17 protein-coding genes are annotated in these 21,223 nt (G+C 64.0%); 6 read left to right on the top strand and 11 right to left on the bottom strand.

Annotated elements, in window-relative coordinates; all coding sequences use genetic code 11:
* Window positions 1-35 precede the first annotated feature (35 nt).
* Entirely contained in the window at window positions 36-503 is a 468-nt protein-coding gene (locus ACPRTJ_RS00825; protein WP_043863069.1) for a DUF1289 domain-containing protein, read from the bottom strand.
* A gap of 406 nt (window positions 504-909) precedes the next feature.
* On the opposite strand from ACPRTJ_RS00825, the gene acnB reads away from it, so the two are divergent.
* On the top strand, window positions 910-3,519 hold the full coding sequence (gene acnB / locus ACPRTJ_RS00830) for a bifunctional aconitate hydratase 2/2-methylisocitrate dehydratase (protein WP_054915695.1): 2,610 nt from the start codon (window positions 910-912) through the stop codon (window positions 3,517-3,519).
* A 71-nt stretch (window positions 3,520-3,590) separates the two neighbouring features.
* Here the strand turns inward: acnB and prpD are convergent, their stop codons facing one another.
* The 6 genes from prpD to ACPRTJ_RS00860 form a co-directional block, all read right to left on the bottom strand.
* Window positions 3,591-5,075 (bottom strand): 2-methylcitrate dehydratase, encoded by a 1,485-nt coding sequence (gene prpD, locus ACPRTJ_RS00835; protein WP_278929200.1) that lies wholly within the window; start codon window positions 5,073-5,075, stop codon window positions 3,591-3,593.
* A gap of 51 nt (window positions 5,076-5,126) precedes the next feature.
* Window positions 5,127-6,317, bottom strand: coding sequence for a 2-methylaconitate cis-trans isomerase PrpF (prpF, locus tag ACPRTJ_RS00840; protein WP_104572282.1), 1,191 nt, complete (start codon window positions 6,315-6,317; stop codon window positions 5,127-5,129).
* A gap of 148 nt (window positions 6,318-6,465) precedes the next feature.
* The gene (acnD, locus tag ACPRTJ_RS00845) at window positions 6,466-9,054 is read right to left on the bottom strand and encodes a Fe/S-dependent 2-methylisocitrate dehydratase AcnD (protein ID WP_213607265.1); all 2,589 of its coding nucleotides are present in this window, start codon (window positions 9,052-9,054) and stop codon (window positions 6,466-6,468) included.
* A gap of 193 nt (window positions 9,055-9,247) precedes the next feature.
* A complete protein-coding gene (gene prpC / locus ACPRTJ_RS00850; RefSeq protein WP_043863074.1) occupies window positions 9,248-10,375 on the bottom strand; it encodes a bifunctional 2-methylcitrate synthase/citrate synthase in 1,128 nt (375 codons plus the stop codon).
* A 58-nt stretch (window positions 10,376-10,433) separates the two neighbouring features.
* Window positions 10,434-11,324, bottom strand: coding sequence for a methylisocitrate lyase (prpB, locus tag ACPRTJ_RS00855; RefSeq protein ID WP_043863075.1), 891 nt, complete (start codon window positions 11,322-11,324; stop codon window positions 10,434-10,436).
* Entirely contained in the window at window positions 11,321-12,037 is a 717-nt protein-coding gene (locus ACPRTJ_RS00860) for a GntR family transcriptional regulator (RefSeq protein WP_213607264.1), read from the bottom strand. Before ACPRTJ_RS00860 ends, prpB begins: the two co-directional genes overlap by 4 nt.
* Window positions 12,038-12,247: 210 nt before the next feature.
* On the opposite strand from ACPRTJ_RS00860, the gene ACPRTJ_RS00865 reads away from it, so the two are divergent.
* From ACPRTJ_RS00865 to pabB, 4 genes are all read left to right on the top strand, one after another.
* Window positions 12,248-12,784: an ATP-dependent zinc protease family protein gene (locus ACPRTJ_RS00865; RefSeq protein ID WP_043863077.1), complete on the top strand. Its 537-nt coding sequence runs from the start codon at window positions 12,248-12,250 to the stop codon at window positions 12,782-12,784.
* A gap of 5 nt (window positions 12,785-12,789) precedes the next feature.
* Window positions 12,790-14,322: an inactive transglutaminase family protein gene (locus ACPRTJ_RS00870; protein ID WP_043863078.1), complete on the top strand. Its 1,533-nt coding sequence runs from the start codon at window positions 12,790-12,792 to the stop codon at window positions 14,320-14,322.
* On the top strand, window positions 14,322-15,302 hold the full coding sequence (locus ACPRTJ_RS00875) for an alpha-L-glutamate ligase-like protein (protein ID WP_043863079.1): 981 nt from the start codon (window positions 14,322-14,324) through the stop codon (window positions 15,300-15,302). Before ACPRTJ_RS00870 ends, ACPRTJ_RS00875 begins: the two co-directional genes overlap by 1 nt.
* 108 nt (window positions 15,303-15,410) lie before the next feature.
* Complete coding sequence (gene pabB / locus ACPRTJ_RS00880; RefSeq protein WP_116053386.1) at window positions 15,411-16,754, top strand: aminodeoxychorismate synthase component I; 1,344 nt, start codon at window positions 15,411-15,413, stop codon at window positions 16,752-16,754.
* A gap of 65 nt (window positions 16,755-16,819) precedes the next feature.
* Here pabB and thrH read toward each other — a convergent pair whose 3' ends face one another.
* Window positions 16,820-17,437 carry a bifunctional phosphoserine phosphatase/homoserine phosphotransferase ThrH gene (thrH, locus tag ACPRTJ_RS00885; RefSeq protein ID WP_043863081.1) on the bottom strand — a complete coding sequence of 206 codons (618 nt, stop codon included), beginning with the start codon at window positions 17,435-17,437 and terminating at the stop codon, window positions 16,820-16,822.
* A 128-nt stretch (window positions 17,438-17,565) separates the two neighbouring features.
* On the opposite strand from thrH, the gene ACPRTJ_RS00890 reads away from it, so the two are divergent.
* Window positions 17,566-18,300 carry a phosphoadenylyl-sulfate reductase gene (locus ACPRTJ_RS00890; protein WP_054915690.1) on the top strand — a complete coding sequence of 245 codons (735 nt, stop codon included), beginning with the start codon at window positions 17,566-17,568 and terminating at the stop codon, window positions 18,298-18,300.
* A 156-nt stretch (window positions 18,301-18,456) separates the two neighbouring features.
* Here ACPRTJ_RS00890 and cysB read toward each other — a convergent pair whose 3' ends face one another.
* From cysB to ACPRTJ_RS00905, 3 genes are all read right to left on the bottom strand, one after another.
* A complete protein-coding gene (gene cysB, locus ACPRTJ_RS00895; protein ID WP_043863083.1) occupies window positions 18,457-19,431 on the bottom strand; it encodes an HTH-type transcriptional regulator CysB in 975 nt (324 codons plus the stop codon).
* A gap of 124 nt (window positions 19,432-19,555) precedes the next feature.
* Window positions 19,556-20,053, bottom strand: coding sequence for a universal stress protein (locus ACPRTJ_RS00900; RefSeq protein WP_043863084.1), 498 nt, complete (start codon window positions 20,051-20,053; stop codon window positions 19,556-19,558).
* Between the two features lie 91 nt (window positions 20,054-20,144).
* Window positions 20,145-21,053, bottom strand: a complete 909-nt coding sequence (locus ACPRTJ_RS00905) for a 5'-nucleotidase (protein WP_278929197.1) — start codon at window positions 21,051-21,053, stop codon at window positions 20,145-20,147.
* Window positions 21,054-21,223 lie beyond the last annotated feature (170 nt).

Here is a 21,223-nt window from a genome sequence, read left to right on the forward strand (position 1 = left end):
GTGGGCGCGGGCGTGACCCGCGATGGGAACACCGCTTAACCCAGCGCATCCTTGAGAAAGCCCGGCGCGATGTAGCGCTGATAGTGCGCCTCGGACAACAGAAAGAATTCCCGATCGATGGCATCGCGCAGCTCGGGCAGCTCCCAGTCGCGAAACTCCGGCAGCAGCACCATCCCGTACGCTTCCAGCTCGCGAATCACCCGCGCACCCCGCGCAATCAGCTGATAAGCCCAGCAATACTCGGACTGATGCGGCACGAATCGAATCTTGCGCAGCTCCAGCTGGCCGCGCAGCTTGTCGGCGTCGAACACCTCCAGCTTGGCCGCCATCACCTGCACCAGCAGGTGTTCCAGGCGCAGCCACACCGCACGCTTTTCATCGTCGTTGTAGCCGTTCCAGTGGATCACCTCATGGTGAAAACGCTTGCACCCGCGACACACCAGGTCCCCGTAAACCGTGGAACACAGGCCGACACAAGGCGTTTTTATTGACTGATTGGACATGAAAGATTCAACGGCATGGCGATGGAACAGACGGCCATGTTAGCCCTTTGTCTAACGGGGGTCACGCCGTAAAGTCGTTGCAATCGCCTTACCTTTGGCGCGTTTTTACCGTAGAATCACCCGGCCTTTTTAAGGCAGCAATGTCCGTTAGAAGCTGTTTTCAAAGCGTCACGAGCACAGTTGATCCGGTAGAACGGCGTTGGCTCGGGGTATTCGAACATCGAATGCACCGCGCCAGCCCTCATCAGCCTCCGTTCTACAGGCGTAAAACTTTGAAAGCAGCTTCTGTAAGGATGTCCTGCAACCCTGGCTACGCGGCTCAAAAAGCCGTATTGCGCATGGGTGCCGGCCATTCTGGATGAGCGTCCCGGACACCCATTTGGGACCACTGATGAGGGTAATAACTGTGCTTGAAGCCTACCGCAAACACATCGAAGAGCGTGCCGCCCAGGGTATCGTGCCCCAGCCGCTTAACGCCGAACAAACCGCAGGCCTGGTCGAGCTGCTGAAGAATCCCCCCGCTGGCGAAGAAGCCGTCCTCGTCGACCTGATCACCAACCGCGTACCACCAGGAGTGGACGAAGCCGCCTACGTCAAGGCCGGTTTCCTGTCGGCGGTCGCCAAGGGCGAAGCCACCTCCCCGCTGATCAGCAAGCAGCGCGCCGTTGAACTGCTGGGCACCATGCAGGGCGGCTACAACATCGCCACCCTGGTCGAGCTGCTGGACGACGCCGAACTGGCCGCCGTTGCCGCCGAACAGCTCAAGCACACCCTGCTGATGTTCGACGCCTTCCACGACGTGGCCGAAAAAGCCAAGAACGGCAACGTTCACGCCAAGGCGGTACTGCAGTCCTGGGCTGACGGCGAGTGGTTCAAGAAGCGTCCGACCCTGGCCGACAAGATCAGCCTGCGCGTCTTCAAGGTCACCGGCGAAACCAACACCGACGACCTGTCCCCTGCCCCGGACGCCTGGTCGCGCCCTGACATCCCGCTGCACGCCCTGGCCATGCTGAAAATGGCCCGCGACGGCATCGTGCCGGACGTGCAAGGCGCCATCGGCCCGATGAAGCAGATCGAGCAGATGCGCAACGAAGGCTTCCCGATCGCCTACGTCGGTGACGTGGTCGGTACCGGTTCCTCGCGTAAATCGGCGACCAACTCGGTGCTGTGGTTCTTCGGCGACGACATCCCTTACGTGCCGAACAAGCGCGCTGGCGGTTTCTGCTTCGGCTCCAAGATCGCCCCGATCTTCTACAACACCATGGAAGACGCCGGCGCCCTGCCGATCGAATTCGACGTGTCGAACATCCACATGGGCGACGTGATCGACCTGTACCCGCACGCCGGCAAGGTGTGCAAGCACGGTACCGACGAAGTCATCACCACCTTCGAGATGAAAACCCCCGTGCTGCTGGACGAAGTCCGCGCCGGTGGTCGTATCCCGCTGATCGTCGGCCGTGGCCTGACCGAGAAGGCGCGCGCCGAGCTGGGCCTGGGCCCGACCGACCTGTTCAAGCTGCCTGAAGCACCTGTCGACACCGGCAAGGGCTACACCCTGGCCCAGAAGATGGTCGGCAAGGCCTGCGGCCTGCCAGTGGGCAAGGGCGTTCGTCCTGGCACCTACTGCGAACCGAAGATGACCACCGTCGGCTCCCAGGACACCACCGGTCCGATGACCCGTGACGAACTGAAAGACCTGGCGTGCCTGGGCTTCTCGGCCGACCTGGTCATGCAGTCGTTCTGCCACACCGCGGCCTATCCGAAGCCGATCGACGTGACCACCCACCACACCCTGCCGGATTTCATCCGCACCCGTGGCGGCGTGTCCCTGCGTCCAGGCGACGGCATCATCCACAGCTGGCTGAACCGCATGCTGCTGCCGGACACCGTCGGTACCGGTGGTGACTCGCACACCCGTTTCCCGATCGGCATCTCGTTCCCGGCCGGTTCCGGCCTGGTCGCCTTCGCCGCTGCCACTGGCGTGATGCCACTGGACATGCCGGAGTCGGTACTGGTGCGCTTCAAGGGTAAGCTGAACCCAGGCATCACCCTGCGTGACCTGGTTCACGCCATCCCTTACTACGGCATCCAGAAAGGCCTGCTGACCGTCGAGAAGAAGGGCAAGATCAACGCCTTCTCCGGCCGCATCCTGGAAATCGAAGGCCTGGACGACCTGACCGTGGAACAGGCATTCGAACTGTCCGACGCCTCGGCCGAACGTTCGGCTGCCGGTTGCACCATCAAGCTGCCTGAAAAAGCCATTGCCGAGTACCTGAAGTCGAACATCACCCTGCTGCGCTGGATGATCAGCGAAGGCTACGGCGATGCGCGCACCATGGAGCGCCGTGCACAGGCGATGGAAGCCTGGCTGGCCAAGCCCGAGCTGCTGTCGGCCGACGCCGATGCCGAGTACGCCGAAGTCATCGAGATCGACCTGGCCGATATCAAGGAGCCGGTTCTCTGCGCTCCTAACGACCCGGACGACGCTCGCCTGCTGTCCAGCGTCCAGGGCCAGAAGATCGACGAAGTGTTCATCGGTTCGTGCATGACCAACATCGGTCACTTCCGCGCTGCCGGCAAGCTGCTGGACAAGGTCAAGGGTCAGCTGCCAACCCGTCTGTGGCTGTCGCCGCCGACCAAGATGGACGCTCACCAGCTGACCGAGGAAGGCTACTACGGCATCTACGGCAAGGCTGGCGCGCGCATGGAAATGCCGGGCTGCTCGCTGTGCATGGGTAACCAGGCACGCGTAGAGCCGAACTCGACCGTTGTGTCGACGTCGACCCGTAACTTCCCGAACCGTCTGGGCGATGGTGCCAACGTGTTCCTGGCCTCCGCCGAACTGGCTGCCGTTGCCTCGATCCTGGGCAAGCTGCCAACCGTCGAGGAGTACATGGAGTACGCGGCGAATATCGACAGCATGGCTGCCGACATCTACCGCTACCTGAGCTTCGACCAGATCGCCGAGTTCCGTGAAGCCGCTGCGAACGCCAATATCCCGGTCGTTCAAGCGTAAGCTGACTTAGCGTGAAAAGAAGCCCCGCCAATTGGCGGGGCTTTTTGTTGCCTTCTGAAAAGCTTCGCCCCTCAGATCACGAACAGATCCATGAACCGATGCACCGCCGTCGCCTCAAGCCTCGCCTGATCCTTGCACAGCGCAAGAATTTCGGCCGAACGCTGCGCAGTAAACCGCGTCGCCAGGTTGGCCTTGAACTTGTCCTCCAGCAGCGGGATGCCCTGGGCGCGTCGGCGCCGGTGCCCGATGGGGTACTCCACCACCACCTGCTCGGTGCTCGACCCGTCGGTGAAGAACACCTGCACCGCGTTGGCGATCGAGCGCTTGTCGGCCTCCAGGTACTCGCGACTGAAACGCGGGTCTTCGATGATCACCATCTTCTCGCGCAAGCGGTCGATGGTCGGGTGCGCCGCATGGAAATCATCTTCGTAATGCTCGGCCACCAGGTTGCCGAAGATCAGCGGCACCGCCGTCATGTACTGCAGGCAGTGGTCCCGGTCCGCCGCGTTGGCCAGCGTGCCGACCTTGGAAATGATGCGAATCGCCGACTCATGGGTGGTGATCACGATGCGCTCGATTTCATGCAGGCGATTGCGCACCTGTGGATGCAGGGTCACCGCCGCCTCGCAGGCGGTTTGCGCATGGAACTCGGCCGGGAAGCTGATCTTGAACAGTATGTTCTCCATCACGTAGCTGCCGAACGGCTGTGACAGACTGAACTCGCGCTTGCCCTCGGGCTTGAGCGCCAGGTCCTTGTTGGTATGGCTGAACAGCACGTCATAGAAGCCCCACTGCGGCGCGGTGAGCACGCCGGGGATGCCCATCTCGCCGCGCAGGGCGATGTCCGCCAGGCGCACCCCGCGACTCGACGCATCACCGGCCGCCCACGACTTGCGCGAGCCGGCATTGGGGGCATGGCGGTAGGTGCGCAGCGCCTGGCCATCGACAAAGGCCTGGGACAGGGCCGCCAGCAACTGCTCGCGATTGGCGCCCATGAGCCGGGCGCACACCGCCGTGGATGCGACCTTGACCAGCAGCACGTGGTCCAGGCCCACCCGGTTGAAAGCGTTTTCCAGCGCGAGCACGCCCTGGATCTCGTGGGCCATGATCATGGCCTCGAGCACCGTGTGCAGGGTCAGCGGCGCGTCGCCGTTGGCCACGCGCTTTTGCGAGAGGTGGTCGGCCACCGCGAGGATGCCGCCGAGGTTGTCGGAGGGGTGACCCCATTCTGCGGCCAGCCAGGTATCGTTGTAGTCCAGCCAGCGCACGATGCAGCCGATGTCCCAGGCCGCCTTGACCGGGTCGAGGCGGTACGCGGTGCCGGGCACCCGCGCGCCATGGGGCACCACGGTACCCTCCACCAGCGGCCCCAGGTGCTTGGTGCACTCGGGAAAGCGCAGCGCCAGCAGGCCGCAACCCAGGGTGTCCATCAGGCAGTTGCGCGCCGTGTCCAGCGCCTCCCCCGGCTCGGCCCTGAAGTGCAGGACATAGTCGGCAATGTCCTGCAGGACCCGGTCGTAGTCGGGACGGTCGTTCAGGTCAACATTGGCACTCATTGTCGTCTCTCTGTTCACATGGGGTGAAAGGAGAGCCGAGCACCGCTGCCTCTAGAAGGTATCGCCAGGTACGCGTACCCAACCCTCCATCAGCACGCGAGCGCTGCGGCTCATGATTGCTTTGGTAACGGTCCAGTCGCCATTCACCTGGCGCGCCTCGGCGCCCACGCGCAAGGTGCCCGAGGGGTGACCGAAGCGCACGGCGCTGCGCTCGCCGCCACCGGCAGCAAGGTTGACCAGGGTGCCGGGGATGGCCGCCGCGGTGCCGATGGCCACCGCTGCCGTACCCATCATGGCGTGGTGCAGCTTGCCCATCGACAACGCACGCACCAGCAGGTCGATATCGCTCGCTGCCACGGTCTTGCCGCTGGACGACTGGTAGTCGGCCGGCGGTGCCACGAACGCCACCTTGGGCGTGTGCTGGCGCTGCGCGGCCTGCTCGACGTGCTCGATCAGGCCCATGTGCACGGCGCCGTGGGCACGGATGGTTTCGAAACGCGCCAGGGCCTCGGGGTCGCCGTTGATTGCGTCCTGCAGCTCGGTGCCGGTGTAGCCCAGGGCCTGGGCGTCGATGAAGATGGTCGGGATGCCGGCGTTGATCAGGGTTGCCTTGAAGGTGCCGACACCGGGCACCACCAGGTCGTCGACCAGGTTGCCGGTGGGGAACATCGAGCCGCCCGCGCCGTCTTCGTCGGCGGCCGGGTCGAGGAATTCGAGCTGCACCTCGGCGGCCGGAAAGGTCACGCCGTCGAGTTCGAAGTCGCCGGTTTCCTGCACTTCGCCTTCGGTGATCGGTACGTGGGCGATGATGGTCTTGCCGATGTTGGCCTGCCAGATGCGCACCACAGCCACACCATTGCGCGGGATGCGACTGGCGTCGACCAGGCCGGCGCTGATGGCGAACGAGCCGACTGCCGCCGAGAGGTTGCCGCAGTTGCCGCTCCAGTCGACGAAGGCCTTGTCGATGGCGACCTGGCCGAACAGGTAGTCGACGTCGTGCCCGGGCTTGATGCTGCGCGACAGGATGACCGTCTTGCTGGTGCTGGAGGTGGCCCCGCCCATGCCGTCGATCTGCTTGCCGTAGGGGTCGGGGCTGCCGATAACCCGCAGCAGCAGCGCATCGCGCGCGGCGCCGGGGAGCTGGGCGGCTTCGGGCAGGTCTTCGAGGTTGAAGAACACGCCTTTGCTGGTGCCGCCACGGATGTAGGTGGCGGGGATTCTGATCTGGGGTACGTGTGGCATGGAAATCTTGTCCTGTAATGTGATCGAGCCACCTGCTCTGTGGCAGCGGGCTCGACCCGCGATGCAAGCGATGCGGTTACAGCCAGTACCGCGTCGCCTGCATCGCGGGTCGAGCCCGCTCCCACAAGGGCGAGGCAAGCTGAGTCTTTTATGCCACCGACGACTCGAGGAAGTCCTGGGCAAAGCGCTGCAGTACACCGCCCGCCTCGTAGATCGACACCTCTTCCGCCGTGTCCAGACGGCAGGTCACCGGCACCTCCAGGCGCTCGCCGTCACGCCGCGTGATCACCAGGGTCAAGGTGGCCCGCGGTGTCCGCTGCCCCACCACGTCATAGGTCTCGCTGCCATCGATACCCAGGGTCTTGCGGTCGGTGCCCGGCTTGAACTCCAGCGGCAACACGCCCATGCCCACCAGGTTGGTACGGTGGATACGCTCGAAGCCCTCGGCCACGATGGCCTCGACACCGGCCAGGCGCACGCCCTTGGCCGCCCAGTCGCGTGACGAGCCCTGGCCATAGTCGGCACCGGCCACGATGATCAGCGGCTGCTTGCGCTGCATGTAGGTCTCGATGGCCTCCCACATGCGCGTCACCTTGCCCTCCGGCTCGATACGCGCCAGCGAACCCTGCTTGACCTTGCCGTTCTCCTGCACCATCTCGTTGAACAGCTTGGGGTTGGCGAAGGTCGCGCGCTGCGCGGTCAGGTGGTCGCCACGGTGGGTGGCGTAGGAGTTGAAGTCCTCTTCGGGCAGGCCCATCTTCGCCAGGTACTCGCCTGCGGCGCTGTCGAGCATGATCGCGTTGGACGGCGACAGGTGGTCGGTGGTGATGTTGTCCGGCAGCACCGCCAGCGGGCGCATGCCCTTGAGCGAGCGCTCGCCTGCCAGCGCGCCTTCCCAGTACGGCGGGCGACGGATGTAGGTGCTCATGGCGCGCCAGTCGTACAGCGGGTCGACCTTGGGTCCGGTGTCTTCGTGCACGGCGAACATCGGGATGTACACCTGGCGGAACTGCTCCGGCTTGACCGCAGCCTTGACCACTGCATCGATCTCTTCGTCGCTGGGCCAGATGTCCTTGAGGCGGATTTCCTTGCCGCCCACCACGGCCAGCACGTCCTTCTCGATATCGAAACGGATGGTGCCGGCAATGGCGTAGGCCACCACCAGCGGCGGCGAGGCCAGGAAGGCCTGCTTGGCATACGGATGGATACGCCCGTCGAAGTTGCGGTTGCCCGACAGCACGGCGGTGGCGTACAGGTCGCGGTCGATGATTTCCTGCTGGATCACCGGGTCCAGAGCGCCGGACATGCCGTTGCAGGTGGTGCAGGCAAACGCCACGATGCCAAAACCCAGCTGCTCCAGCTCATCCTCCAGGCCCGCCTCTTTGAGGTACAGGGCCACGGTCTTGGAGCCTGGCGCCAGCGACGACTTGACCCACGGCTTGCGCGTCAGCCCCAGCCTGTTGGCATTGCGCGCCAGCAGCCCGGCAGCGATCACGTTGCGCGGGTTGCTGGTGTTGGTGCAGCTGGTGATGGCAGCGATGATCACCGCGCCGTCGGGCATCTGCCCCGGCACCTCTTCCCATTGTCCGGCAATGCCCCTGGCAGCCAGCTCGCTGGTGGCCACCCGCGCATGCGGGTTGGACGGGCCGGCCATGTTGCGTACCACGCTCGACAGGTCGAACTGCAGGCCACGCTCGTATTCGGCATTGACCAGGCTGTCGGACCACAGGCCGGCGACCTTGGCGTAGGTTTCCACCAGCTTGACCTGGGCGTCTTCACGACCGGTGAGCTTGAGGTAATCGATGGTCTGCTGGTCGATGGAGAACATCGCCGCCGTCGCGCCGTATTCGGGGGCCATGTTGGAGATGGTCGCGCGATCGCCCAGGGTCAGCGCACGAGCGCCCTCGCCGTAGAACTCGAGGTAGGCGCCGACCACCTTGGCCTTGCGCAGGAACTCGGTGAGCGCCAGCACCACGTCGGTGGCGGTGATGCCTGGCTGCGGCTTGCCGGTGAGCTGCACGCCGACGATTTCCGGCAGGCGCATCCAGGACGCACGACCCAGCATCACGTTCTCGGCCTCCAGGCCGCCGACGCCGATGGCGATCACGCCCAGGGCATCCACGTGGGGGGTGTGGCTGTCGGTACCGACGCAGGTATCGGGATAGGCCACGCCCTGCTCGGCGTGGATCACCGGCGACATCTTCTCCAGGTTGATCTGGTGCATGATGCCGTTGCCGGGCTGGATCACATCGACGTTCTTGAACGCCTTCTTGGTCCAGTTGATGAAGTGGAAGCGGTCTTCGTTGCGACGGTCTTCGATGGCGCGGTTCTTCTCGAACGCCTGCGGGTCGAAGCCACCGCACTCCACGGCCAGCGAGTGGTCGACGATCAGTTGCACCGGCACCACCGGGTTGACCTGGGCCGGGTCGCCGCCCTTGTCGGCGATGGCGTCACGCAGGCCGGCAAGGTCAACCAGTGCGGTCTGGCCAAGGATGTCATGGCACACCACGCGGGCCGGGTACCAGGGGAAGTCGAGGTCGCGCTTGCGCTCGATCAGTTGGCTGAGCGAGGCATCGAGGGTTGCCGGGTCGCAGCGGCGCACCAGGTTTTCGGCCAGTACGCGGGAGGTATAGGGCAGCTTGTCGTAGGCGCCGGGGCTGATGGCGTCGATGGCGGCGCGGGCGTCGAAGTAGTCGAGCGTGGTGCCCGGCAGGTGCTTGCGAAATTCAGTATTCATGGACGCGGGACTCAATCACGGATAAGTCGGCGGTGCGCAGTCCCCCTGATGGCATACCCCGCCCCCTGTGGGAGCGGGCTCGACCCGCGATGGCATCGGCGCGGTATCAGCTACTGCGCGCAGCGGCTATCGCGGGGCAAGCCCGCTCCCACCAGGTTCGGCAGGGCCATATCAAAGGTACTGCACGCCAGTCTCAGCGTTGTTCGATTGGCACGAACTTGCGCTGTTCGACGCCGGTGTATTCGGCGCTCGGGCGGATGATGCGGTTGTTGGCACGCTGCTCGAACACATGCGCCGCCCAGCCGGTCAGGCGCGAGCAGACGAAGATCGGGGTGAACAGCTTGGTCGGGATACCCATGAAGTGGTAGGCCGAGGCATGGTAGAAGTCGGCATTGGGGAACAGTTTCTTCTGCTCCCACATGGTCTTGTCGATGGCTTCGGACACCGGGTACAGCACGGTGTCGCCCACCTCGTCGGCGAGCTTCTTCGCCCAGCCCTTGATCACTTCGTTGCGCGGGTCGGACTCCTTGTAGATGGCATGCCCGAAGCCCATGATCTTGTCCTTGCGCTCGAGCATGCCGAGGGTGCCGGCAACGGCTTCCTGCGGGGTCTTGAAGCGCTCGATCATTTCCATCGCGGCCTCGTTGGCACCACCGTGCAGCGGCCCGCGCAGCGAGCCGATGGCCGCCGTCACGCACGAGTACAGGTCCGACAGGGTCGAGGCACACACCCGGGCAGTGAAGGTCGAGGCGTTGAATTCGTGCTCGGCGTACAGGATCAGCGAAACGTTCATCACCTTGACGTGCAGCTCGCTCGGCTTCTTGCCGTGCAGCAGGTGCAGGAAGTGCCCGCCCAGGGTATCTTCGTCGCTGGTGCAGTCGATGCGCACGCCATGGTGGCTGAAGCGGTACCAGTAGCACATGGCCGCCGGGAACAGCGCCAGCAGGCGGTCGGTCTTCTCGTGCTGCAGGCCGAAGTTGAGCTCCGGCTCCAGGGTGCCGAGCACCGAGGAGGCGGTACGCATCACATCCATCGGGTGGGCGGTGACCGGAATGCGCTCGAGCACTTCCTTGAGCGCCTGGGGCAGGTCGCGCAGCGCCTTGAGCTGGTGCTGGTACTCGCTCAGCTCGGCCTGGGTCGGCAGCTCGCCGTACAGCAGCAGGTAGGCGACCTCTTCGAACAGCGCGTGCTCGGCCAGGTCGCGAACGTCATAGCCACGGTAGGTCAGGCCGGCGCCGGCCTGGCCCACGGTCGACAGTGCGGTTTGCCCGGCCACCTGACCACGCAGGCCGGCACCACTGAGTACTTTTGCTTCGGCCATTGGTTTTCTCCACTTTTGAATTTGTTATGGGAATCGGCTAATTGCGGTGTGCTGCGGTTCAGCTCTTCTTCTGAGCGAACAGTGCGTCGAGCTTCTGCTCGAACACGTGGTAGTCGATGGCATCGTAAAGCTCCATGCGAGTCTGCATGGTGTCGATGACGTTTTTCTGCGTGCCGTCGCGGCGCAGCGCGGTGTAGACGTTCTCGGCCGCCTTGTTCATGGCGCGGAACGCCGACAGCGGATACAGCGCCAGCGACACGTCGGCCGAGGCCAGCTCTTCGGTGGTGTACAGCGGCGTGGCGCCGAATTCGGTGATGTTGGCCAGGATCGGCGCCTTCACGCGGTTGGCGAAGGTCTTGTACATCGACAGCTCGGTGATGGCCTCGGGGAAGATCATGTCGGCACCGGCCTCGATGCACGCCGCAGCGCGATCCAGCGCGGCCTCCAGGCCTTCTACCGCCAGGGCGTCGGTACGCGCCATGATCACGAAGCTGTCGTCGGTACGCGCGTCCACGGCCGCCTTGATGCGGTCGACCATCTCCTGTTGCGAGACGATTTCCTTGTTCGGACGATGGCCGCAGCGCTTGGCGCCCACCTGGTCCTCGATATGAATGGCGGCGGCGCCGAACTTGATCATCGAGCGGACCGTGCGCGCCACGTTGAACGCCGACGAACCGAACCCGGTGTCCACGTCCACCAGCAGCGGCAGGTCGCACACGTCGGTGATGCGGCGCACGTCGGTCAGCACGTCATCCAGGCCGGTGATGCCCAGGTCGGGCAGGCCCAGCGAGCCTGCCGCCACGCCGCCACCGGAGAGGTAGATGGCCTTGAACCCGGCGCGCTTGGCCAACAGCGCATGGTTGGCATTGATGGCGCCGACGACCTGCAGCGGGTGCTCGGCGGCGACTGCATCGCGAAAACGCTGGCCGGGACTGCTTTTCTGACTCATGACTCACCTCGTGGGCTAGGGGCGGTGGCGTCTTTGTAATGACGCTCGATATTGCGCTTGGATGCGCCGATGTGGCGGCGCATCAGTAATTCGGCCAGCTCGCCGTCACGGTCGGCGATGGCATCGAGAATCCGGTGGTGTTCGGCGAACGCCTGGTGCGGGCGGTTGGGCATGGCGGAGAACTGGATGCGGTACATGCGCACCAGCTGGTACAGCTCGCCGCACAGCATCTGCACCAGGGTGCGGTTGCCGCTGCCCTGGATGATGCGGTAGTGGAAGTCGAAGTCGCCCTCCTGCTGGTAGTAGCCCACCCCGGCCTGGAACGCGGCATCACGCTCATGGGTGTCGAGCACCCGGCGCAACTCGTCGATCTCGGCTACGCTCATGCGTTGGGCAGCCAGGCGGCAGGCCATGCCCTCGAGGGACTCGCGAATCTCGTACAGCTCGATCAGCTCGGCATGGCTCAGCGACACCACCCGCGCCCCTACGTGCGGCACCCGCACCAGCAGGCGCTGGCCTTCCAGGCGGTGGATGGCCTCGCGCAGCGGGCCGCGGCTGATGCCGTAGGTACGCGCCAGCTCCGGCTCGGAGATCTTGCTGCCGGGGGCGATCTCGCCCTTGACGATCGCGGCCTGGATGCGCCGGAAGACGTTTTCGGAAAGCGTCTCCGAATCTTCCTGAAGGGGGGCGGAGGCTTGGGCTGCATCCAGCATATTGTCGACACCTTGAAAATCTGTAGGGCCAAAACTAGCTAATTAAGCCACCCCAGTCAAAGACAAATTCAATATTGTCGACAATCGTCTAAGAACGAACTTCGTGTCTGTCGGTGTTGTCTGACTCCAGCCGCTGGCATCGACACACCAGCGTGGTAGAATGCCGCCGCCTCTGAGGGGGCAAACCCCCACAGCATCGCGTCAGGATTTATGAGACTCACACCCTTTCTACTGTTACTCAGCCTCTGTGGGCTGCCTGCCCTGAGCCAGGCGGCAGACAAGACTGTCTATGGCCTCAATGAATATGCCCGCCTTGTCGATATCGACCTCGAGGTTGCGGCCAAGCTCGACACCGGGGCCAAGACCGCCTCGCTGAGCGCGCGCGATATCAAGCGCTTCAAGCGCAACGGCGAATCGTGGGTGCGCTTCTATCTGGCAATTGACGCAGCCCATTCGCATCCGATAGAACGACCACTGGCTCGTGTCAGCAAGATCAAGCGACGCGCCGGTGACTACAACCCGGACGAAGGCAAGGCCTATACCTCCCGCCCGGTGATCGCGCTGAATATCTGCATGGGTACGGCCCTGCGCAGCATCGAAGTGAACCTGACCGACCGCAGTGCCTTCCAGTACCCGCTACTGATCGGCTCCGAGGCGCTCAAGCACTTCGACGCGCTGGTCGACCCAAGCCTTAAATACGCTGCCGGCAAACCTGCCTGCGCCACTGACGCTCATACCGCAGAGTAATTTCGATGCGCTCTCTTACCCTTCATCTGAAAGTCCTGATCACCCTCCTGGTGTTGCTGGGTGTGTCGATCACGGCGTACCAGATCTTCATGCTCGGCATCCCGGTGACCGAAGACGAAACCGACGACCTGTGGAACATCGATGCCAAGGTCGAGTTCGTCGCCAGCCCCAAGGACCCGATCAAGATCCAGATGTTCGTGCCGCCATTGAGCAACGACTACGTCAGCCTCAATGAGAGCTTCATCTCCAACAACTACGGCGTGAGCGTCAACCGTGTCGATGGCAACCGCAAGGTGACCTGGTCGGCGCGGCGCGCCAAGGGCAACCAGACCCTCTACTACCGCCTGGTACTGACCAAGCGCTACAGCAGCGAAAAGGTCAAGATCAAGGGCCCGACCTTCCGTGACAGCCAGCCGGTCGAAGGGCCGGAGAAGATCGCCGCCGAAGCGTTGATGGCACCTATCCGCCAGCACTCGGCCGACGTCGAGACCTTCGTCAGCGAGACCATCAAGCGGGTCAACAACCCCAACGACGACAACGTCAAGCTGCTGCTGGCCGGCGATGCCTCTTCGCTGAACAAGGCCAAGGTCATCGACCTGCTGCTGTCGATCGCCCACGTACCGGTGGAGAAGGTGCACACCATCCGCCTGCTGGCCGACCAGCCGCAGAGCCCGGAACTGTGGCTGCGCAGCTTCAACGGCAACGACTGGCTGTACTTCAACCCGGACACCGGCGAGCAGGGCCTGCCGGCCGACCGCCTGCTGTGGTGGACCGGCGATGATCCGCTGATCACCGTCGATGGCGGCAAGAAGGTCAACGTCAGCTTCAGCCTGAACAACAGCGAGATGAACGCCATCCGCCTGGCCAAGCTGACCGACGAGAACACCGACGCCGACTTCCTCGAATACTCGCTGTACGGCCTGCCGCTGCAGACCCAGCAGACCTTCATGATCATGGTGATGATCCCGATCGGCGTGCTGGTGATCCTGGTGCTGCGCAACCTGATCGGCCTGCAGACCCTGGGTACCTTCACCCCGGTGCTGATCGCCCTGGCCTTCCGTGAGACCCAGCTGGGCTTCGGTATCGCCCTGTTCACGGTGATCACCGCGCTGGGCCTGACCCTGCGTTCCTACCTCGAACACCTGAAGCTGCAGATGCTGCCGCGCCTGTCGGTGGTACTGACCTTCGTGGTGGTGCTGATCGCGGCCATCAGCCTGTTCAGCCACAAGCTGGGCCTGGAGCGCGGGCTGTCGGTGGCACTGTTCCCGATGGTGATTCTGACCATGACCATCGAACGCCTGTCGATCACCTGGGAGGAACGCGGCGGCGGCCACGCCATGAAAGTCGCCATCGGCACCCTGTTCGCCGCCTCGGTCGCGCACCTGCTGATGAGCGTGCCCGAACTGGTGTACTTCGTGTTCACCTTCCCGGCGGTGCTGCTGATTCTGGTGGGCTTCATGCTGGCGATGGGTCGCTACCGCGGCTACCGCCTGACGGAGCTGGTGCGCTTCAAGGCCTTCGTGAAGGCTGACGCCTGATGTTCGGCCTATGGAAAACCTGGAAGGCCCTGGAAGCCAGGGGCATCATGGGTATCAACCGGCGCAACGCGGACTACGTGCTCAAGTACAACAAGCGCAACCTGTACCCGATCGTCGACGACAAGATCATCACCAAGGAGCGGGCGATCAAGGCCGGCATCCACGTGCCGGAAATGTACGGGGTGATCTCCACCGAAAAGGACATCGACAAGCTCGACGAGATCATCGGCGGGCGCAGCGACTTCGTCATCAAGCCGGCGCAGGGCGCCGGTGGTGACGGCATCCTGGTGATCGCCGACCGCTTCGAGAACCGCTACCGCACGGTGTCCGGCAAGATCATCACCCACGAGGAAATCGAGCACCAGGTGTCGAGCATCCTCACCGGGCTGTATTCGCTGGGTGGCCATCGCGACCGCGCGCTAATCGAGTACCGGGTAACCCCGGACCAGATCTTCAAGAGCATCAGCTACGAAGGCGTACCGGACATCCGCATCATCGTGCTCATGGGCTACCCGGTCATGGCCATGCTGCGCCTGCCCACGCGCCAGTCCGGCGGCAAGGCCAACCTGCACCAGGGCGCCATCGGCGTGGGTGTGGACCTGGCGACCGGCCTGACCCTGCGCGGTACCTGGCTGAACAACATCATCAGCAAGCACCCCGACACCACCAATGCGGTGGACGGCGTGCAACTGCCCAACTGGGACGGCTTCATGAAGCTGGCCGCCGGCTGCTATGAACTGTGCGGCCTGGGCTACATCGGCGTGGACATGGTGCTGGACCAGGACAAGGGCCCGCTGATCCTGGAACTCAACGCCCGCCCCGGCCTGAACATCCAGATCGCCAACGATTGCGGCCTGACCCTGCGCACCCACGCCGTCGAGGCGCACCTTGAGGAACTGGCCAGCAATGGCATCAAGGAAAGCGTCGAAGAGCGCGTGCGCTTCGCCCAGGAACTGTTCGGCCACATCCCGGCGCAGTAATCTGCCACCGCCCTGGCGCAGCAGCGCACAGGGCGGTCGCCGATCCGCTAGGAGCATCGCCTGCACAGGGCTACAATGCTCGCCCCGCCTCGACAGCTGTTCACCCGAATGCCGACCTGCACACTTCACCCCCTGCCCTACCAGGCCGACCCGGCCGCCTACTTTGCCCGTATCCGCCAGGCACCTGGCGCCGTGCTGCTCGACAGCGCGCGGCCTGGCGCCGTGCGTGGGCGCTTCGACCTGCTCAGCGCCTGGCCACTGTGCACGCTGACCCCGGACGCCGAGGAAGACGGCCAGCACTACCTGCAGCGCCTGCGCGAGCAACTGGCCGGGCTTGGGCGCGCGCACTTGCCGGCAGGTGTCGAGCTGCCGTTCGCCGGCGGCCTGATCGGCTACCTGAGCTACGACTTCGGCCGGCGCCTGGAGCGCCTGCCCGCCATTGCCTGCGACGACCTGGGTCTGGGTGACGCAAGCCTGGGGCTGTATGCCTGGGCACTGATCAGCGACCATCAGCTGCAGCGCAGCCAGCTGGTGTTTCATCCGGCGCTGCCCGCCACCGAACGCGAGCGCCTGGTGGCACTGTTCGAGCACGACGCCCCGACGGCAGCCGGCGCATTCAGGCTTGCTGCGCCAATGCGCGGCGACCTCGCAGCCGAGGATTACCGTCAGGCGTTCGAGCGGGTGCAGCAGTACATCCATGCCGGCGACTGCTACCAGATCAACCTTACCCAACGCTTTCGCGCACCCTGCCAGGGCGACCCGTGGGCGGCCTACCAGGCGCTGCGGGCTGCCTGCCCTACGCCCTTCTCCGGCTATCAGGTACTGGCCGATGGCAGCGCGCTGCTGAGCTTCTCGCCCGAGCGCTTCATCAGGGTCAGCCAGGGCGAGGTCGAAACCCGCCCGATCAAGGGCACCCGTGCGCGCAGCAGCGACCCCGTGCAGGATGCCGCCAATGCTGCCGAGCTGCTGGCCAGCACCAAGGACCGCGCCGAGAACCTGATGATCGTGGACCTGCTGCGCAACGACCTGGGGCGCAGCTGCGCTACCGGCTCGGTGCAGGTGCCGGAGCTGTTCAGCCTGGAGAGCTACCCCAACGTGCACCACATGGTCAGCAGCGTGACCGGACGCCTGGCACCGGGCAAGGATGCGCTGGACCTGATAGCCGGCAGCTTCCCCGGCGGCTCGATCACCGGGGCGCCGAAGATTCGGGCGATGCAGATCATCGACGAACTGGAGCCGAGCCGACGTGCACTGTATTGCGGCTCGCTGCTGTATGTGGACGTGCGCGGGGAGATGGACAGCTCGATCACCATCCGCAGCCTGCTGGTGAAGGACGGCCAGGTGTGCTGCTGGGGAGGCGGTGCGGTGGTGGCGGACTCGCAGTGGGAGGCGGAGTACGAGGAGTCGATCACCAAGGTCAGGGTGTTGCTCCAGACCCTGCAGGGCCTCTAGAACGCTTCGCCGGCAAGGCCGGCTCCTACAGCGTGCAGGAGCCGGCCTTGCCGGCGAAGGCGGTATTACAGGCTCAACGACCTGTTCGAGGCCTTGATGAACTCTTTCTTCAGCGCCTCGAAATCATGCACCGCCGGGAACTGCGGGAACTCGCGAATCACGTTTTCCGGCGCATGGAACAGGATGCCTGCATCCGCCTCGCCCAGCATGGTGGTGTCGTTGTACGAGTCACCCGCCGCGATCACCCGGTAGTACAGGCTCTTGAATGCCAGCACCGACTGGCGCTTGGGGTCTTTCTGGCGCAGTTGGTAGCCGGTCACACGATCGCTCTGGTCGGTGATCAGGCGGTGGCACAGCAAGGTCGGGAAACCCAACTGGCGCATCAGCGGCTGCGAGAATTCGTAGAAGGTGTCGGACAGGATCACCACCTGGAAACGCTCGCGCAACCAGTCCACGAACTCGATGGCGCCGTCCAGCGGCTTGAGCGTGGCAATCACTGCCTGGATGTCGGAGAGCTTGAGGCCATGCTCATCCAGGATGCGCAGGCGCTGCTTCATCAGCACGTCGTAATCGGGAATGTCGCGGGTGGTGGCCCGCAACGATTCGATTCCGGTTTTTTCCGCAAAGGCGATCCAGATCTCCGGGACCAGTACACCTTCCAGGTCGAGACAGGCAATTTCCACAGCTCACTCCTCGAACAACGCTAAAAATGGAAGGCGCACTCTACAGGCGCGCCGTCTAACCCGGCAATTTTTGTTAACATTCGCCCATTACGAGCGCCAAGCGCCATTCAATGACCGGAAGCCGCCTGATGAGCCAACCCTTCGACGTCGCCGCCCTCGCCGCGACCTATGCCAACAAGTCCCCGCAGGACATCCTCAAGCTCGCCTTCGAACACTTCGGCGACGACCTGTGGATCTCCTTCAGTGGCGCCGAAGACGTGGTGCTGGTGGACATGGCCTGGAAGCTGAACAAGAACGTCAAGGTGTTCAGCCTCGACACCGGCCGCCTGCATCCGGAAACCTACCGGTTCATCGACCAGGTGCGCGAGCAGTACAAGCTGCCGATCGAGATACTTTCCCCCGATCGCAGTGCACTCGACCCCTTCGTGAAGGAAAAGGGCCTGTTCAGCTTCTACAAGGACGGCCACGGCGAATGCTGCGGCATCCGCAAGATCGAGCCGCTGCGCCGCAAGCTGAGCACCGTCAGCGCCTGGGCCACCGGCCAGCGCCGCGACCAGAGCCCGGGCACCCGCAGCCAGGTGGCCGCGCTGGAAATCGACAGCGCCTTCTCCACCCCCGAGCGCACCCTGTACAAGTTCAACCCGTTGGCGCAGATGAGCAGCGAAGAGGTGTGGGGCTATATCCGCATGCTCGAGCTGCCCTACAACAGCCTGCATGAACGCGGCTTCATCAGCATCGGCTGCGAACCCTGCACGCGCCCGGTACTGCCCAACCAGCACGAGCGCGAAGGCCGCTGGTGGTGGGAGGAGTCGACTCAGAAGGAATGCGGGCTGCACGCCGGCAACCTGATTACCAAGGGCTGAACATGCACACCCTGAGCGCAGCACCTGGCCCCACCTGCCAGACATTGCGTCAGCAGTAAGGGCATCGCGGCCAGTGGCTGGGCTACCTGCTCGCGGGGCTATCTGCAGGAGCGCCTTCAGGCCACCGTGCTGGCGGCCTGAAGGCACTGCAAGGGCTTAGTGCACTGGCAGTTCGACGCCAGCGAACAGCTCTTCGAGTTCCTGCTTGTTGTGGCACTGGATGGCCTTGGCCATGACTTCGCGGGTCAGGTGGGGCGCGAACTTCTCGATGAAGTCGCACATGAAACCACGCAGGAAGGTGCCACGACGGAAACCGATCTTGGTGATGCTGGACTCGAACAGCTCACTGGCATCGAGCACCACCAGGTCGTTGTCGAGCTTGGTGTCCACCGCCATCTTGGCCACGATGCCCACGCCCAGGCCCAGGCGCACGTAAGTCTTGATCACGTCGGCATCGGCCGCGGTGAACACCACCTTGGGGGTCAGGCCGCGATGGCTGAAGGCTTCGTCGAGCTTGGAGCGGCCAGTGAAGCCGAACACATAGGTCACGATCGGGTATTCGGCCAACGCCTCCAGGGTGAGCTTGGGCAGCTTGGTCAGGGGGTGACCCTGCGGCACCACCACGCAACGATTCCAGCGGTAGCACGGCATCATCACCAGATCACCGAACAGCTCCAGGGCCTCGGTGGCGATGGCGAAGTCGACGGTACCGTCAGCCGCCATCTCGGCGATCTGCATCGGCGAGCCCTGGTGCATGTGCAGCGCCACTTCAGGGTATTGCTTGATGAACGAACTGATCACCGGCGGCAGGGCGTAGCGTGCCTGGGTGTGGGTGGTGGCGATCGACAGGGTGCCCTTTTTCTCGTTGGAGAATTCCTGGGCGATCTGCTTGATGCTCTCGACCTTGCGCAGAATCTCGCCGGCGGTGGTGATGATGCGCTCACCTGCCGGGGTCACGCGGGTCAGGTGCTTGCCGCTGCGGGCGAACACTTCCACACCCAGCTCGTCTTCCAACAGGCGAATCTGCTTGCTGATCCCCGGCTGGGAGGTATACAGGCTCTGCGCTGTCGCGGAGACGTTGAGGTCGTGGTGCGCCACTTCCCAGATGTAGCGCAATTGTTGAAGCTTCATAGGTATCCCTCAAATCAACTGGGCGTCACCGGCAGCAGCGACGAGTTATAACTATATTAGTGGTTTGAAGAATAAATCTAGAACTATTTCTTCAGCTTTCTTACAACGTCCTACACCGCCTCCCCTATGACTTGCGCCGCCCCAGGTACTGCGCCAGCGGCACCATGTACACAGGCACGGGCGACAGCTGCAGGACGCGAACCGCCGTGCGCCCCAAGGGGATCTCGCTACCGGCGCCCTGGCTGTGGCTGCCGACGATCAGCAGGTCGACGCTCAGGCGCTGGGCCTGCTCCAGGATCACGTCGGCCGGGTCGCCCTGGCGTACCCGCACCGCGCGGATCAGCGCCAGGTCTTCCTTCTCGCCCAGTTCATCCTGAAAGTTCTCCAGCACCCGCTGTTCGATGTTCGCCATCACGGTATTGAGCGCCCGACCGCGCATATGGGACAGGGTATGTTCATCAAGGTAGCTTTCCAGCAGCGATTCGGCGAACTGGCCCATCGGTTCCACGGCATGGACCACGTACAGTTCGGCGCTGAAGCTGCGTGCCAGCGCCAGCGCGTGTTGCATGACATAAGGGGAGTAACAACCGAGGTCGGTGGCACACAGCATCGAACGGATCATTTGACCTCCTAGCTGCCGATACGGCAGGGCAAGGTTCAGCTTAGCAGCGCTGAAACGACGCGCAGAGCCGTCCGGCGCCCTGCCAGGCGGCCTAGCCGGGGGTACGTTCGTTGCTGATGCCGTGGGGCACATGGCCGGTGGCGACCACTGCACTGGCGCGTTCGCAGTGCCCTGCCTGGTCGTCGAAGAACACATCGGCCGCGAACGCCTCGAGAAACGCCGACTTGTCCAGGCCGCCGAGAAACAGCGACTCGTCCAGGCGAATGTCCCATTCGCGCAAGGTGCGGATGACCCGCTCGTGGGCCGGCGCCGAGCGCGCCGTCACCAGTGCGGTGCGAATCGGACAGGCGCCACTGGGGAACTCTTTCTGCAGCACGTTGAGCGCCGCCAGGAAGGCCTTGAACGGCCCGCCGCGCAGCGGCTCGCGGGCCGACTCGCGCTCGCTGGCCTGGAACGCCTCCAGGCCGCCGAGCTGATAGACGCGCTCGGACTCGTCGGAAAACACCACTGCATCGCCATCGAAGGCGATACGCAGCTCCGCGCTGGCCGCACGCCGTGCCCCGCCGGAAAGGATGGTGGCAGCGGCAAAGCCGGCGTCCAGTGCGCGGCGCACATCTTCTGCATCGGTGGACAGAAACAGGTGGCAACCAAAGGCGGCCAGGTACGGATACGGACTGCGCCCGCCAACGAAGGCTGCCCGCGAGATACTCAGACCATAATGCTCGATGGAGTTGAACACCCGCAGCCCGGTGTCGGCGCTGTTGCGTGACACCAGCACCACCTCGACCCGGGCCTGGCCGAGGCTGGCATTGAGGCCCAGCAGCTTTTCCACCAACGGGAACGCATCACCCGGTTGCAGGTATTCGTCTTCGTGCTCGATCTGGTACTGGCGGTAGGCTTCGACACCCTCGGCCAGGAACAGTCGATGGCTCTCGCTGAGGTCGAACAGTGCCCGTGATGAAATGGCTACCACCAGTTTGTCGCCAAGGCCTTTGCTCATCGCCGCTCTGCTCCGCACTGCCCTGCATCGGGCGCCATAAGGTCAAACAATCGACACACTATCAGCCCGGGCGCTGCCGCCCGCAACCTGCGAGCGTGTCGGGTGACGGCACTTTTGATCAGAAAAGCCCATACCAATGGGCCAAAGCGGCAGGAAAGCGGGCCCTGCCC

The organism is Pseudomonas palmensis (genome assembly GCF_049942755.1).
GTDB lineage: Bacteria > Pseudomonadota > Gammaproteobacteria > Pseudomonadales > Pseudomonadaceae > Aquipseudomonas > Aquipseudomonas palmensis.